Raw genomic sequence first — 13,769 nt, 5'->3', positions numbered from 1 at the left:
CGTTTCAGCGGCCATTGATGGCAGTTTTGGACGCGTCACCTATCCGCTCGCCGACAAGTATCTTGTTTGTATGGCATTGTGCGCCTGATTGCAAGGAGATTGTACGGATTATTGTCTGTATGGAGGGTGGTGGGGTGAAGGTATCCAAAGCCTCCAGCGGGAGGTTGGTCCGGTCCGACCGACAATCACGCGGAGGAGGGTGTTGTGAAGCCCATCCTCGGCAACGTGGCGAGCCGGAGGGAAGGATGCCCAGAGCATTCAAGCCGGAGTTGAGCGCTGGCCTGCTGCCGGCGCGCAAGCTTGTCCAGGTTGTCGGCGAAGGTCTCAGGTGTATTGTATGTTTTGCATGCGATTGTTGTTCCGCGGAAAAAGCAAGGATAAACAATGGATTTTGGCGCTCGAAGGGCTGGGCGCGACCAACCAGCTGCTCCGCAGGCGCCCGTTGATCCATACGCAAAAAGCTATTGCCTGTATGATTTGTAAATTGTACGGTTTTTCTCCATCCGAGAGGCGCCCAGTAAGCGCGGTGCCCGGCAATTGGAAGCCCGCAAAAGGACAGTCGGATGTTAACTCAGCCAGACTTTTCCCCTGTGATGGCAACGCTTGCGCAGTCAGGCGTCGCGTCATGAGCGCCCTTCGGCCGCTTGCGCTGCTGCTCGGTTGCCAGCTGGGTGGCGAACTGTTCGTCCGGCTGTTGGCCGTGCCGTTTCCTGGTGCGGTGGTCGGCTGCGCCACGTTGTTCGCTTTCCTGGTTTTTCGGAAACGCATACCCCACGGCTTGGGGACGATCGCAGAGGTGCTGCTCCGTTACCTGCCGGTGATGTTCGTTCCGGCGGGTGTCGGCATCATGTCCGATGCGCAGCACCTGAGGGATCAGTGGGGAGCGCTGCTCGTCACCCTGGTGATCAGCACTGTGATCACGGTCGCTGCCACGGTTTGGAGCTTCAGCGCCGTGGCCCGTTTGGTGTCGCAACGCCACGAGGCGGACCATGAAGCACCCTGAGGTTTGGGACGCTCTGCTCACTTCACCACTGCCATGGCTTACCGCCACCGTCGTTGCCTTTCTGCTGGCCCAGGAGTTCCACAGGCGTTGTGGAGGGCATCCGCTGACCCAGCCGGTCGCGGTGGCGGCGGCAATGCTCGTCGCCCTTCTTCTGGTCACTGGAATCCCCGTGGAAGCCTACACGCAGGGAACGGTTCCTTTGCGCTTCCTTCTTGGCCCGGCAACCGTGGCATTGGCCATTCCGCTCTACGAACAGCGGCGGCTCATCGTCCGCACATGGCTTCCGCTCAGCGCTTCACTGCTCGTCGGCTGCCTCGTCGCAGTGTTGTCCGTCATTTGCTTGGCCCGACTGTTTGGGCTCGGTAATACCATGCTCCTGTCGTTGGCACCGAAGTCGGCCACCATGCCGATTGCCATGGAGGTCTCCCAACAGGCGGGGGGCTTGCCGTCTCTGACCATGGTGTTCGTCATGGCGACCGGCGTTGTCGGAACCGCGCTCCTTGGCTCGCTTCACCGTCGCCTTCCCGGTGCCGATCACCGTGGGCTGGGTTTTGCGTTGGGGCTGGCGGCGCATGGCATCGGGGTCGGGCGCGCCTTCCAGATGAGCCCTGTGGCAGGCGTCTTCGCCGGGCTCGCCATGGCTCTGAATGGCATTGCGACTGCCATGCTGACGCCGATGATCCTGATGCTTCTCCGCTGATCCGCACCGGTAATGGGTCCCGTTGCAAAGTTTGACGGCAGGCAAGGAGAGCCGCTTGCTCAGCTCCGGCGCGGAGGCTTGGATCCCGCGGAAGATGGTCGTGTGATCGACCGCCACGCCGCGGTCGGCCGGCATCCGCTCGAGATCACGGCAGATGATCGGGAACTGCAAGTACCAGCGCACCGCCCACAGGATCACCTCCGCCGTGAACTGTCGCCGTGAACTGTCCCCCCTTGAACGGGCTCTTCCCGCTGCGCATCACCGTGTCACCCCAGCCGCCGAGAAGGGCCAAGCTGGTGTGCGGGCGCAAGCGCTATCTCACCGTGGACGTCCTCGGTCTGGTGCTGGTCGTGCAGGTGCACGCCGCCAACATCCAGGATCGCGCCGGCGCCCCGGCGGTGCTCTCGGTTCTGATCGATCAGTTTGCGTCGGTGCTGCTGATTTGGGCGGACGGCGGCTACGCCGGCAAGCTGGTCGACTGGGTGTCCGAAACGCTGGGACGGGTGCTGACGACTGTGATACCGATGGCGCATGAAGGCTTCCATTGCTTGGAATTCATGCGAATTGCGGCCACCAGTGGAACCATGTGGCGGCGCGGATACGGTCGGGATCATCGGCGAGACCGCAGCAGCGATCGGCGAGTGCTTGATCGAGGGCATCGAGATCCTCGAAGTAGGTGTTGGCGATCGTCTCGTTGGTCAGTGGCCAGAGATGCTCGGCGGGCTGCAATTCGGGGGAATACGGGGGTAAGAACTCCAGCGTGATGCCCTCCGGGATGTCCAGCGAGCCGGCGACATGCCAGCCCGCGCCATCGAGGACGATGAGCACCTGCTTGGTGGGCCCGGCCCCGACCTCGCGGGCAAAGGCGTCCAGGATAGCACCGAACATGGGCGCATCGAGGCCATCGACGAGAAACCAGATCACCTGTCCGGTGCTCGGCCGTACGAAGCCCGCGAGATACATCCACTCGAAGCGCTGGTGGCCGCGCGCCACCGGCCGGCGGCCGCGCGGCGCCCACACTCGGCGGAGCACCGGCTTCAGCCCGACGCGATGCTCATCCATCGCCCACACCTCCAAGGGTGTGTCCGGGTCTTCCTGCTGGAGGGCCTGCACACGGCGGCGGAACCGGGCCTTGAAGACCTCCTGGGCCAAGGGATCGGCTTCGGCATGGCGGGGGCGCGGTATTTGGCGGGTGAAGCCGAGCCGGCCCAGATAATCGGTGCCGCGCCGGGGTGAGACGAGCCGGCCAAGCATGCCGGCGATCCACTGGGCGACCGAGTGGCCCGTCCACAAACCGCGGCCGGGCGGCGGATCGGCCAGGCTAGTCCTCAGGCTTTGTCGCTGGTTTTCGTCGAGCAGCGGTCTGGCGCCGGGGTTGAACTGGCGCTGGTCACCCAGCCCCGCAACCCCGGCCTCGTTATAGCGTCCCACGATGACGCTGACCCAGCGCGGCGTGTACCCCGTCACCTCGGCCACGAACTGGGCCGAGCGCCCACTGGTCAGCAGCCAGATGATTTGCAGATGCGTCCGCTCCGTCGCATCCGTCGCGGCCTTGTACAGCCGATGCAACTCATCGGCGTCAAGGTGATGAACCAGGTGAACCTTGCTGCCCATGCCAAATCAGGTGGATCGGGCTCGCCTCAAAGGAAGCCTTCACACGCCGTCGGTATGAGACGGCCGCGCGACAGGGCTGCATTCCAAAGGGCCGGATTCCAAATACTGCCTTGGCGATGGATCGTGGAAAGAACCTTCGGTTGGCTGAGCCGGTCGCGCCGGCTGAGCAAGGACAACGAAGCTCCCCCGCAAACCGGCGAGGCCTGGATCCGGATCGCCATGAGCCAACTGATGCTCCGCCGCCTGGCCCCCCTGCGCAATAAACTTTCAAAGCGCGCTCTAACGGTTCCGTCCGTTTAGGAGCGCGCGGCGCGAACGCCGGTCCCTGATACCGCTGGTCTTCCTTTACCTGGGTTAAGGCCCTCCGACCCGCGCACCCCGATGATGATCCCGGCCGCGCCGTAGCCAACGGACCGCGACAACGATGCGACCGCCCACCGGAGGAACGCCATGCAACTGTCGCTGCAGATCACCTTCCACAACATGGAACCCTCGCCCTTCCTGGAAGCCTGTGTCCGGGAACATGCCGCCAAGCTGGAGCGGTTCTTCGAACACATCATGGCCTGCCACGTGGTCCTCGATGCGCCGCATCGATACCACCGCAAGGGCAAGCTCTACACCGTCCGGATTGACTTGACCGTTCCGGGGGAAGAATTGGTCGTGCGTCACGCCAAACCCGCCGACCCTGCCCATGAAGATCCCAAGGTCGCTATCCGCGACGCGTTCGACGCGATCCGCCGGGAGTTGGAAGACCACGCGCGCCGCCGCAGACAAGACATGAAGGCCCATACGGCGTCGTAGGAGTCACGCCTCCGCTCTTCGCTCGAGATCAATCACCCAAGCGCCCGGCGCCGGACATCACGCCACCAGCGCCGGCGACATCACGTTGGGAGGCCGGCCATGCCGGACAGTTCGTACATCCGCTGGTTTTCCGATCTTGGCCGTGACGATGTCGCCTTGGTGGGCGGCAAGAACGCCTCGCTCGGTGAACTCCATCGGCGCTTGAAGCCGCTGGGGGTGGAGGTGCCGGACGGTTTTGCCCTGACCGCCGACGCTTTCCGCGACGCGCTGACCGCCGCCAACGCCTGGGACGGCCTGCACGTGCTGTTGGACGATCTGGACAAGGCGGATGTGGAGCGTCTGGCCCGTGCCGGGACCCGCGCCCGGGAGATCGTCTACGCCGCCGGCCTGACGCCGGACATGGAAGAGCAAGTGCGCACGGCCTTCCATGCCTTGCTGGCCGAATATGGGGAAGGCCTGACCGTGGCGGTGCGCAGTTCCGCCACTGCCGAGGACTTGCCTACGGCTAGCTTTGCCGGGCAACACGAGACCTATCTGAATGTGGCGGGCGAGGCGATGCTCCTTGATGCCGTGCGGCGCTGCCACGCCTCGCTGTTCACCGATCGCGCCATCTCCTATCGGATCGACCAGGGCTTCGACCACTTCAAGGTCGCGCTGTCGGTCGGCGTGCAGAAGATGGTGCGCTCCGACCTTGCCTCGGCCGGGGTAATGTTCACGCTCGACACGGAGTCGGGATTCCGGGATGCCGTGTTCATCACCGGCGCCTATGGGCTGGGGGAAACAGTCGTCCAGGGGACGGTCGATCCCGACGAGTTCTATGTGCACAAGCCGACCTTCCGGCAGGGCCATCGCGCGGTGCTGCGGCGGCGCCTGGGGGAGAAGCTGGTGAAGATGGTTTACCGCTCGGGCCGCACGCGTGAGCCGACGCGCACCGTCCCCACACCCGGCGCCGACCGGCAGCGCTTCTGCCTGACCGACGGGGAGGTGCTGCGGCTCGCCGAACAGGCCATCCGGATCGAGGACCATTACGGCCAACCCATGGACATCGAATGGGCCAAGGACGGGCAGGACGGCGGCCTGTACATCGTCCAGGCGCGGCCGGAGACGGTCGCCTCCCGGCGCTCGGCCCTGGAACTGGAGAACTTCGTTCCGGAAGGGAAGGGCACCGTACTCGTTTCCGGGCGCGCGGTTGGCGGGCGCATGGCCACCGGGGTCGTCCGTTTGGTGACCGGTGCCCACCAGCTGTCCACCTTCCGCCCGGGAGAGGTGCTGGTGGCCGACACCACGACGCCCGATTGGGAGCCGGTGATGAAGACGGCTGCCGCCATCGTCACCAACCGGGGCGGCCGCACCTGCCACGCCGCCATCGTCGCGCGCGAGCTGGGCATTCCCGCCGTGGTCGGGGCGGAGCGCGCGACGGAGGCACTGCGCGACGGTCAAACGGTGACCGTTTCCTGCGCCGAGGGCGACACCGGCAAGGTCTATGACGGCGCCGTGCCGTTCCGCGTGGAGCGCATCGACCTCGGCCGGCTGCCGCGCCCGCAGACGCGCATCATGGTGAACCTCGGCAACCCCGACCAGGCCTTCCAGACCGGCCAGCTTCCGGTGGACGGGGTTGGCCTGGCGCGCATGGAATTCATCATCAGCGAAGCCATCAAGGTGCATCCGATGGCGCTCGTCCATCCGGAGCGCGTCGAGGATTCCGACGTCCGCGCCCACATCGCCCAACTGACTTGCAGTCACCCCGACGGCGGCGCCTATTTCGTGGAGCGTCTGTCGGAAGGGATCGGCACCATCGCGGCGGCCTTCTTCCCGCGCCCTGTCATCGTTCGCCTGTCGGACTTCAAGACCAACGAATACGCTTCCCTGATCGGCGGGCGGTGGTTCGAGCCGGTCGAGGAGAATCCCATGCTCGGCTTCCGGGGGGCAGCGCGCTACGCCCATCCCGCCTACGAGGAGGGCTTCGCGCTGGAATGCCGGGCGCTGGCCCGTGTGCGTGCCGAGATGGGGCTGACCAACGTGAAGGTCATGGTGCCCTTCTGCCGCCGCCTGGAAGAGGCGGACCGGGTGATCGCCGCGATGGCCCGCCATGGTCTGAAGCGCGGGCGTAACGGGCTGGAGATCTACGTGATGTGCGAGATTCCCAACAACGTCCTGCTGATGGACGAGTTCGCCCAACGCTTCGACGGCTTTTCCATCGGGTCGAACGATCTGACTCAGCTCACGCTCGGCGTGGACCGCGACAGCCCGCTGGTCGCCTTCGACTTCGACGAGCGCGATCCCGGCGTGTTGGCCTTCCTGCGCCAAGCTGTGGAAGGCGCGCGGCGCAATGACCGGCCGTGCGGAATCTGCGGCCAAGCGCCCTCGGACTATCCGGAGATCGCCGAGTTTCTGGTGCGGCTCGGCATCGACTCCATCAGCGTGACGCCTGACAGTGTGCTGAGGACGCTGCGCGCCGTGGTGGAACTGGAACGAGGGCTCGACCGCACCTCGCGCACCCCTGTGACGGGAGATCCATCATGAAGCACGTCGTCGTCTTCGCACACCCGCGCTCCGGCAGCTTCATCCGTCAGGCCGCGGGGGCCTATATGGACGAGCTGGAACAATACGGACACATCGTTGAGGAACGCGACCTCTACACCATGGGCTTCAACCCAGTCCTCTCGGAGGAGGAGTTGGCCGGAAAGGGGCCGGTGCCCGAGGACATCCGGCGGGAACAGGAGATCATTGCCGGGTCGCAGGCGATCACGTTCCTGTTTCCAATCTGGTGGGCCGGAATGCCCGCCATGCTCAAGGGCTATGTGGACCGGGTCTTCACCTACGGTTTCGCCTGGGAGATGCGTGGCGAAGAAATCAAGGGCAAGCTGCACGGGCGCAAAGGACTGATCGTCACCAGCTCCGCCGCCCCGCTGGACTATTTGGAAGCGGTCGGGGAAATGCAGGCCTTCAAAATCACGCAGGATGCCGCGATCATGGGGCTGTGCGGCATCAAGGTGGTCGAGCATGTCCATTTCGACGATCTGGGGCCGCACACCACGCCCGAGCGGATCGACGACAACATCCGCCGCATCCGCGCCGCGGTGCGCGCCCATTTCTGACTTGGTCCGAAGCGGTGGCTGCCCTCAGTCACCGCTTACGGCGCATGATCCGATGCCAGGGCGGACGTGGGGGGGCGTGACGCCTCGTCCAGCAGGCGGATGACCTCGGCATCATCGAGTTGGTGAAAGTCCTCGTAAAAGGCGCCGATGGCGCCGAATGGGTGTGGAGCCTGGAGGCAGATGACCTCGTCGGCTTCGGCCCGCAGTTCCGACAGGATGTCAAGCGGCGCCACCGGCACCGCCAGCACCAGCCGTTTCGGGTTCGCGTGGCGCACCGACCGCAGGGCGGCGAGCATCGTCGCCCCGGTTGCAATGCCATCATCCACGAGAATGGCGGTGCGCCCGGCCACCGGCACCCGCGGACGGTCGCCGATGTACACGGCTCGCCGGCGCTCGATCTCCCGAAGCTGACGCCCCTTCTCCCTTCCGATCCAGGCTTCGGTCACGAAGTCTGCAACATCCGGGTTGATGACGGTTTCGATATGGCCGCAGTCAGCCACGGCACCGACGGCCAACTCCGGCTGGAACGGCGCGCCGATCTTGCGCACGAGTACGATGTCGAGCGGCGCATGAAGTGCTTCCGCCACCTCGACCGCCACCGTGACCCCGCCGCGCGGCAGAGCCAGGACGACTGGCTTCTCGTCGCAAAGATGCGTCAGCCGTGCGGCGAGGCGGCGGCCGGCCTCGATCCTGTCCCGGAACCGGAAAGGAATGCCGGGGCCGCTCATCGTTGCTGATCCTGGCGTCATGCTGTCCCCCGCTTGCCACCGTTCGACGTGTTTAGGCGTCCTTCGGGGAAGCTCTCTTCACACAGGTTAAGGGCACCTCCGGCAACAGGAGGTGGGGCTACCTCCTCATCGCCTGGACCCGGTCCGGGGCATGCTTGATCCAGGTTAACGTGTCCGGGCCGTTTTGGGTCGATAGAGGAGATGACACACGCGCCACCGTAACAAGCAGGAGGCACTCCCATGGCCGACACAAACGTGACGGAAAAGTCCCAACAGGACGAGACCTCCCGGCGGGACATCACCTCCACCGGCGCGGCGGCTCAGCAGATCGCCGCCCGCAACCGGCACCCGATCCTGGCGTTGCGCGACGAGTTCGACCGGTTGTTCGACGAGGCGTCCTCGATGTTCCGCTTTCCCTGGAGCCGGCGCTCGCCGTTCGACCTGGAACCGTTGCTGCGCACGGAGTTGGAGAGCGCGGCGTTCGCGCCGCCGGCCGAGGTCGAGGAGCGCGCGGATGAATATCGGGTGACCATGGAAATGCCCGGTATGGACGAGCAAGCCGTGGACCTCAGCGTCCAGGACGACGTCCTGTCCATCAAGGCCGAGAAGAGCGAGGAAAAGGATGAGAAGGACGCCAACCGTTACGTCTCGGAGCGACGCTACGGCCTGTGCGCACGGTCGTTCCGCCTACCCGCCAATGTGGACCGCGACCGCATCGCAGCCAGCATGAAGAATGGCGTCCTCACCGTTGTCCTTCCCAAGACCGAACCGGGGCAACCGTCCAAGCGGAAGATCGACATCGCGAAGGCCTGAAAGGCACGGAGTCGCAGCCCGGAGTCATCGAGTGCCGGGCAGAACCGGCACTCCCTTTCCTTTACCGGTAGGTTCCCCATGGGCGAACACATCCACGAACCGCATCCCCACGATCAGCGTCCGCAGCCGGCCCGCCGCGACCGTCTGATCCAGGAGCATGTCCACGACCCGTACAAACGGGCGGCCAAGCTGTCCGATCCGATGGTCTGCCCGCAATGCGGCGCCGTTTACCACCACGGGCGGTGGAGCTGGGGGCTGCCCGCCGTCGATGCCGTGAAGGAAGTGTGTCAGGCCTGCCACCGCGCCAACGACCGCTACCCTGCCGGCACCGTGACCTTGTCCGGCGGCTTCCTCGGCTCGCATCGCGACGAGATCCTGGCCGCCGTCCATCACCAGGAGCGCCTGGAAAAGGACGAGCATCCCCTGCACCGCATCATCGGCATCGAACATCGCGACGGCGACATGGTGGTGACGACCACCGACGTGCATCTGCCCCGCCGCATCGGCGAGGCCCTGCACCACGCCTATGCCGGCGACCTCGACTTCCACTACGACAAGGACGCCTACTATGTCCGCGTCGCCTGGAAGCGCGACTGAACCGGGACCGGTCGGGCATTCGCGCCTGAGGGCGTGGGAAAGGGACGGCCATGCCGGAGTCGGACGGAGACGGGGATGGCGACAGCCTGCTGCTGACGGATTATTACCAGCTCGCCATGGTCCAAGCCTATGTCGAGCATGGCCTGACGGAGGTGGCGTCGTTCGAACTGTTCGTGCGCAAGCTGCCGCCGGGGCGGAACTTCCTGATGGCCGCCGGCCTCGAACAGGCGGTGGCTTTCCTGGAAAGCGCCCGGTTGAGCGCCGACGAGATCGCTTGGCTTCGCGACGAGGGCCGGTTCTCCGGGGCGGCCGTCGAGGCGCTGGCGAACTTTCGGTTCAGCGGGGACGTGGACGCGCTGCCCGAAGGGATGGTCTTCTTCGCCCACGAACCGATCCTGCGGGTGACGGCACCCTTGCCGCAGGCGCAGCTCGTCGAAAGCCGCCTCATCAACCTGATCCATCTGGAGACTGTCATCGCCTCGAAGGCGGCGCGGCTGGTGCTGGCGGCGCGGCACCGCCCGCTCATCGATTTCGGACTGCGCCGCGCACATGGGGCGGAGGCGGCACTGCTGGCCGCGCGGGCGAGCTATCTGGCGGGGTTCGCCGGAACCGCGACGGCGCTGGCCGCCATGCGCTTCGGCATCCCCGCCGTCGGCACCATGGCCCATTCCTTCATCCAGGCCCATGCCGTCGAGAGGGAGGCTTTCGCCAACTTCGCACGCTCCCGCCCGCGACAGCTCGTGCTGCTCCTGGACACCCACGACACCGAAGCGGCGGCCAGGACCGTGGTCGCGCTGGCCCGCGAGCTGGCCGGCGAGGGCATTCGGATCGACGGCGTGCGGCTCGACAGCGGTGATCTGGCTGCTCTCTCCCGCAAGGTGCGGGGCATCCTGGACGAGGGCGGCCTTGCCGGGACGCGCATCATCGCCAGCGGCGGTCTGGATGAGGCGGGGATCGCCGACCTCCTGGACGGTGGGGCGCCCATCGACAGCTTCGGCGTCGGCACCAGTCTGGGGACCTCCAGCGACGCGCCGGCGCTGGATTGCGCTTATAAATTGGTGGAGTACGCCGGCCTGCCGCGGCGCAAGCGGTCCGCCGGCAAGGCAACGTGGCCCGGGTGCAAGCAGGTCTTCCGGCGCTATGGGGCGGAGGGGCGGATCGAGGCCGACCGGCTTTCGACCCTGGACAGCGACGAGGAGGGGCGGCCCCTGCTGGTGCCGGTGATGCGCGGCGGCCGGCGGGTGGCGCCGCTGCCGGACCTTCCGGCGATCCGGGCCCGTGCGGCGGCGGAGCTGGCATCCCTTCCGGAAGCCCTGTCGCATCGGACCTCCGGGCCTCCTCTCCTGGTGGAGATCGCTCCGATTCTGGAACGCCTTGCCCGGGAGGCGGACCGGCGGGTCGACACCGTGTGAAGCAGAGCCTCGACCGGACGGTCGGGGCGGAACGGATGGGTGGAGCCATGGATTCTTATCTGCATCTGGAATACATCGTGGAACGGCAGCAAAAGGCGTGGACCGTGCGCATGCAGGGCGGTGACTGCGCCGGCTTCTTTCCGTCCCGGCGTGATGCTCTCAAGGCGGCGCTTGGAGACGCGGAGCGGGTGTGCGATCTCGGCCACCATGTGGACGTGTACGCCAGGCGTGTGGACGGCAGCCTGAGACGGGTTGCGGCGCGCCCCGCCAACCGGCCATGAGCGGTGTCCGGCCAGCGGAGGCTCCGGTGGAAAACGATGGCATCCTGCTGTTCGATCTGGATCCGCAATGGGGGCTTGGCGCGCGGATCGCCCAGCATCTGAAGATGCCGGTGAGCCTTCACGAGGAGCGGGGCTTCGAAGACGGGGAACTCAAGGTCCGCCCGCTGGTGGGGGTGCGCAACAGGGACGTCTACGTGGTGCAGTCCCTGCAAGGCGATGCGGAGCGCAGCGTGCACGACAAGCTGTGCCGGCTGCTGTTCTTCGTCGGCGCGGTGAAGGACGCGTCCGCCGCGAGCGTGACCGTCGTCACGCCCTATCTGGCCTACGCGCGCAAGGACCGGCGGACCAAGCCGCGCGATCCCGTGACCCTGCGCTATCTTGCCGGCATGATGGAGGCGGTCGGCGTGGACCGGGTCGTCGCGGTCGATGTCCACAACGAGGCGGCGTTCGAGAACGCCTTCCGATGCCGCACGGAGCATCTGGAGGCGCGCAAGCTGTTCGCGGCGCATCTGGCGCCGCTGGCCGGTCAGGGGGGCCTGTCCGTGGTGTCTCCGGACGTCGGCGGGGTGAAGCGGGCCGAACGGCTCCGGGAGTCCCTGGAGCATGCCTTGGGCCGCGACGTCGGGCTCGCCTTCATGGAAAAGACGCGCAGCGGCGGCGTGGTGCGGGGCGGGACGCTGGTCGGCGACGTCCAGGGGCGGACGGTGGCGATCCTCGACGACCTGATCAGCACCGGCACCACGATGATGCGCGCCGCCTCGGCCTGCCGCGCGGCAGGCGGAGGCCCGGTCTTCGCCCTCGCCACGCACGGGCTGTTCGTCGGCGGTGCCCCGACGGTCGTCGCCTCGCCGCTGTTCGACCATGTCGTCGTCACCGACACGCTGCCGCCGTTCCGCCTGCCGGAGAAGCTGGTGTCCCGCCGCGTGACGGTGCTGCCCACGGCCCCGCTGCTTGCGGAGGCCATCACCCGCATTCACGGTGGCGGGTCGGTCAGCGATCTGCTGGCCGATTGACCTCCCGGTCGTCGCCCCCCGGCCGTTCGGGGATGAGTTCGCGTTTCAGAATCTTGCCGATCATCGAGGTCGGCAAGGCCGTGCGGAACTCGATCCGCTGCGGCTGTTCGAAGCGTGACAGGCGAGGGGCGAGGAAGGCGCGCAACTCCGCTTCCGACAGCGTGGACCCGGGTTGCGGCACGACGAAGGCCCGGATCGCCTGCCCGCGCACCGGGTCGGGCTCGCCCACCGCCGCGGCGTCGGCGACCTGCGGGTGCTGCTTGATGACCGCTTCGACGGTGCGCGGGTAGACGTGCTGCCCACCCGTGACGATCAGGTCCTTCAGACGGTCCACGATGTGCAGGTAGCCGTTACCGTCGAGAAAGCCGATGTCCCCGGTGTGCAGATGGCCGCCGTCCATCGCCTGCGCCGTCGCCGGGGCGTCCTGCCAATAGCCGGCCATCAACTGCGGTCCGTTCACGCACACCTCGCCGATGCGGCCTTGGCACAGGAGCGTGCGGCGGTCGTCCAGCGAGACGATCTCGACCAGGGTGCCCGGCAGCGGCAGCCCCGCCGAACCCGGTTTGTTCAAGCCGCTGAACGGGTTGCAGGTCACCACCGGAGAGGCTTCGGTCAGGCCGTAGCCTTCGGCCAGATAGGCTCCGGTGAGCTGCTGGAAGCGCTCCAGCAGAAGCGGCGGCAGGTTGTCGCCTCCCGACACGCACAGGCGCAGCGACGACAGATCGTAGCGGTTCAGGTGGGGAAAGGCGGCAATGGCCTGGAACAGGCGCGGCACGCCGCTGAAAATGGTCGGGCGTTTGCGCTGGATGGTCTCCAGGATCTCGCGCACGTCCACCCGCGGCAGCAGGATCAGCTCCGCCCCCAACGCAAGGGCGAAGTTCATCACGCCGGTCATGCCGAACACGTGGAAGAAGGGCAACACCGCCAGCACCCGTTCACGGCCCGGTTCGGCGCCTGTGAACCAACGGCGGCACTGGATCGTGTTGGCGTACAGGCCCGCATGGGTCAGGACGGTGCCCTTGGGAACGCCGGTGGTGCCGCCCGTGTATTGCAGCACCGCGGGGTCGGCGCGCGGCTGCACGGCCACCGGGCGAGGCGCGCCATGGTCGGCGAGCAAACGGCGGAAGCACACATGCCGCTCGTCCCGGGGGATATCGGCCACGTCCCGGCGTTTGAGCAACCGATAGGCCCAGTTCCTTGGAAATGGCAGGGCGTCGGCCATGCGCGCCACGACGACCGTTCGAAGCCGGCCCGGCCACCCCAGCGCGTCGAGCTTGGCGTGGAACGGGACGAGATCCAGCGTGATGACAACCTCGGTCCCGGAATGCTCGATCTGATCGGCCAACTCGGCGATGGAGGCGAGCGGGTTGAGGTTCACGACAACGCCACCGGCCTTCAGGATGGCGTGGAACGCGATCACTGAATAGGGGCAGTTCGGCAGCAGAAGGGCCACTTTGCCTCCCTTTGCGACGCCCAGGTCCTGAAGCCCGCGCGCGGCGCGATCGATCAGGCCGCTGGTCTGCCGGTAGGTGATCCGCTTTCCATAGAAGTCGAGGCAGACGGTGCTCGGAAAGACGGCGCAGGCCTCCTCCACCAGCCGGTGCAGCGGCTGCTCGGGGATGGGGGTGCGCCAGTCGAGCCCGGCCGGATAGGACGCTTCCCAGGGCTGACGTCCGTTTGCCGGCGGTTCCGTCGCGCTGTCCATGGCG

General features: G+C 66.6%; 13 protein-coding genes and 3 pseudogenes. 12 read left to right on the top strand and 4 right to left on the bottom strand.

Annotated features, from left to right (window positions below):
* The first annotated feature begins 625 nt into the window (after positions 1–625).
* Together ACWPXE_RS22140 and ACWPXE_RS22135 are read left to right on the top strand one after the other, a co-directional pair.
* Positions 626–1,003, top strand: coding sequence for a CidA/LrgA family protein (locus ACWPXE_RS22140; protein ID WP_454019517.1), 378 nt, complete (start codon positions 626–628; stop codon positions 1,001–1,003).
* The gene (locus ACWPXE_RS22135; RefSeq protein ID WP_454019516.1) at positions 990–1,703 is read left to right on the top strand and encodes an LrgB family protein; all 714 of its coding nucleotides are present in this window, start codon (positions 990–992) and stop codon (positions 1,701–1,703) included. Before ACWPXE_RS22140 ends, ACWPXE_RS22135 begins: the two co-directional genes overlap by 14 nt.
* A gap of 48 nt (positions 1,704–1,751) precedes the next feature.
* On the opposite strand, the pseudogene ACWPXE_RS22130 reads toward ACWPXE_RS22135, so the two are convergent.
* Positions 1,752–1,901, bottom strand: a pseudogene (locus ACWPXE_RS22130) (IS6 family transposase); the annotation flags it as partial.
* A gap of 20 nt (positions 1,902–1,921) precedes the next feature.
* Here ACWPXE_RS22130 and ACWPXE_RS22125 point away from each other — a divergent pair.
* Positions 1,922–2,185 (top strand): annotated as a pseudogene (locus tag ACWPXE_RS22125) (transposase); the annotation flags it as partial.
* Between the two features lie 73 nt (positions 2,186–2,258).
* Here ACWPXE_RS22125 and ACWPXE_RS22120 read toward each other — a convergent pair.
* Entirely contained in the window at positions 2,259–3,317 is a 1,059-nt protein-coding gene (locus tag ACWPXE_RS22120; protein WP_454018128.1) for an IS630 family transposase, read from the bottom strand.
* A gap of 90 nt (positions 3,318–3,407) precedes the next feature.
* Here ACWPXE_RS22120 and ACWPXE_RS22115 point away from each other — a divergent pair.
* The 4 genes and pseudogenes from ACWPXE_RS22115 to ACWPXE_RS22100 all read left to right on the top strand — a co-directional run.
* Positions 3,408–3,617 (top strand): annotated as a pseudogene (locus ACWPXE_RS22115) (transposase); the annotation flags it as partial.
* A 150-nt stretch (positions 3,618–3,767) separates the two neighbouring features.
* The gene (locus tag ACWPXE_RS22110) at positions 3,768–4,118 is read left to right on the top strand and encodes an HPF/RaiA family ribosome-associated protein (RefSeq protein ID WP_454019515.1); all 351 of its coding nucleotides are present in this window, start codon (positions 3,768–3,770) and stop codon (positions 4,116–4,118) included.
* A gap of 99 nt (positions 4,119–4,217) precedes the next feature.
* Positions 4,218–6,641, top strand: coding sequence for a phosphoenolpyruvate synthase (gene ppsA / locus ACWPXE_RS22105; RefSeq protein ID WP_454019514.1), 2,424 nt, complete (start codon positions 4,218–4,220; stop codon positions 6,639–6,641).
* Positions 6,638–7,216 (top strand): NAD(P)H-dependent oxidoreductase, encoded by a 579-nt coding sequence (locus ACWPXE_RS22100; RefSeq protein WP_454019513.1) that lies wholly within the window; start codon positions 6,638–6,640, stop codon positions 7,214–7,216. The genes ppsA and ACWPXE_RS22100 overlap by 4 nt, the downstream gene beginning before the upstream one ends.
* 35 nt (positions 7,217–7,251) lie before the next feature.
* Here ACWPXE_RS22100 and ACWPXE_RS22095 read toward each other — a convergent pair whose 3' ends face one another.
* Positions 7,252–7,944, bottom strand: a complete 693-nt coding sequence (locus ACWPXE_RS22095; protein WP_454019512.1) for a phosphoribosyltransferase — start codon at positions 7,942–7,944, stop codon at positions 7,252–7,254.
* Positions 7,945–8,184: 240 nt separating this feature from the next.
* Between ACWPXE_RS22095 and ACWPXE_RS22090 the strand changes: the two genes are divergently transcribed.
* The 5 genes from ACWPXE_RS22090 to ACWPXE_RS22070 all read left to right on the top strand — a co-directional run bounded on the left by ACWPXE_RS22090 (position 8,185) and on the right by ACWPXE_RS22070 (position 12,060).
* Positions 8,185–8,757, top strand: a complete 573-nt coding sequence (locus ACWPXE_RS22090; protein WP_454019511.1) for an Hsp20/alpha crystallin family protein — start codon at positions 8,185–8,187, stop codon at positions 8,755–8,757.
* Between the two features lie 78 nt (positions 8,758–8,835).
* A complete protein-coding gene (locus ACWPXE_RS22085) occupies positions 8,836–9,354 on the top strand; it encodes a BCAM0308 family protein (RefSeq protein ID WP_454019510.1) in 519 nt (172 codons plus the stop codon).
* 50 nt (positions 9,355–9,404) lie between these two features.
* Positions 9,405–10,766: a nicotinate phosphoribosyltransferase gene (locus tag ACWPXE_RS22080; RefSeq protein WP_454019509.1), complete on the top strand. Its 1,362-nt coding sequence runs from the start codon at positions 9,405–9,407 to the stop codon at positions 10,764–10,766.
* 47 nt (positions 10,767–10,813) lie between these two features.
* A complete protein-coding gene (locus ACWPXE_RS22075) occupies positions 10,814–11,047 on the top strand; it encodes a hypothetical protein (RefSeq protein ID WP_454019508.1) in 234 nt (77 codons plus the stop codon).
* A 26-nt stretch (positions 11,048–11,073) separates the two neighbouring features.
* On the top strand, positions 11,074–12,060 hold the full coding sequence (locus ACWPXE_RS22070; protein WP_454019507.1) for a ribose-phosphate diphosphokinase: 987 nt from the start codon (positions 11,074–11,076) through the stop codon (positions 12,058–12,060).
* On the opposite strand, the gene ACWPXE_RS22065 is transcribed toward ACWPXE_RS22070, so the two are convergent.
* Positions 12,038–13,765, bottom strand: coding sequence for a long-chain-fatty-acid--CoA ligase (locus ACWPXE_RS22065; RefSeq protein WP_454019506.1), 1,728 nt, complete (start codon positions 13,763–13,765; stop codon positions 12,038–12,040). The genes ACWPXE_RS22070 and ACWPXE_RS22065 overlap by 23 nt on opposite strands.
* Between the last annotated feature and the right edge of the window lie 4 nt (positions 13,766–13,769).

Source organism: Azospirillum sp. Marseille-Q6669 (assembly GCF_965111635.1).
The sequence above is the reverse complement of the archived record's forward strand: the minus strand, read 5'-3'. Positions and strand labels throughout refer to the sequence as shown.

Excerpts from the sequence above, each read along its gene's own strand:
- ACWPXE_RS22140 (WP_454019517.1), top strand. The coding sequence starts at position 626 with ATGAGCGCCCTTCGGCCGCTTGCGCTGCTGCTCGGTTGCCAGCTGGGT.
- ACWPXE_RS22135 (WP_454019516.1), top strand. The coding sequence starts at position 990 with ATGAAGCACCCTGAGGTTTGGGACGCTCTGCTCACTTCACCACTGCCA.
- ACWPXE_RS22120 (WP_454018128.1), bottom strand. The coding sequence starts at position 3,317 with ATGGGCAGCAAGGTTCACCTGGTTCATCACCTTGACGCCGATGAGTTG.
- ACWPXE_RS22110 (WP_454019515.1), top strand. The coding sequence starts at position 3,768 with ATGCAACTGTCGCTGCAGATCACCTTCCACAACATGGAACCCTCGCCC.
- ppsA (WP_454019514.1), top strand. The coding sequence starts at position 4,218 with ATGCCGGACAGTTCGTACATCCGCTGGTTTTCCGATCTTGGCCGTGAC.
- ACWPXE_RS22100 (WP_454019513.1), top strand. The coding sequence starts at position 6,638 with ATGAAGCACGTCGTCGTCTTCGCACACCCGCGCTCCGGCAGCTTCATC.
- ACWPXE_RS22095 (WP_454019512.1), bottom strand. The coding sequence starts at position 7,944 with ATGAGCGGCCCCGGCATTCCTTTCCGGTTCCGGGACAGGATCGAGGCC.
- ACWPXE_RS22090 (WP_454019511.1), top strand. The coding sequence starts at position 8,185 with ATGGCCGACACAAACGTGACGGAAAAGTCCCAACAGGACGAGACCTCC.
- ACWPXE_RS22085 (WP_454019510.1), top strand. The coding sequence starts at position 8,836 with ATGGGCGAACACATCCACGAACCGCATCCCCACGATCAGCGTCCGCAG.
- ACWPXE_RS22080 (WP_454019509.1), top strand. The coding sequence starts at position 9,405 with ATGCCGGAGTCGGACGGAGACGGGGATGGCGACAGCCTGCTGCTGACG.
- ACWPXE_RS22075 (WP_454019508.1), top strand. The coding sequence starts at position 10,814 with ATGGATTCTTATCTGCATCTGGAATACATCGTGGAACGGCAGCAAAAG.
- ACWPXE_RS22065 (WP_454019506.1), bottom strand. The coding sequence starts at position 13,765 with ATGGACAGCGCGACGGAACCGCCGGCAAACGGACGTCAGCCCTGGGAA.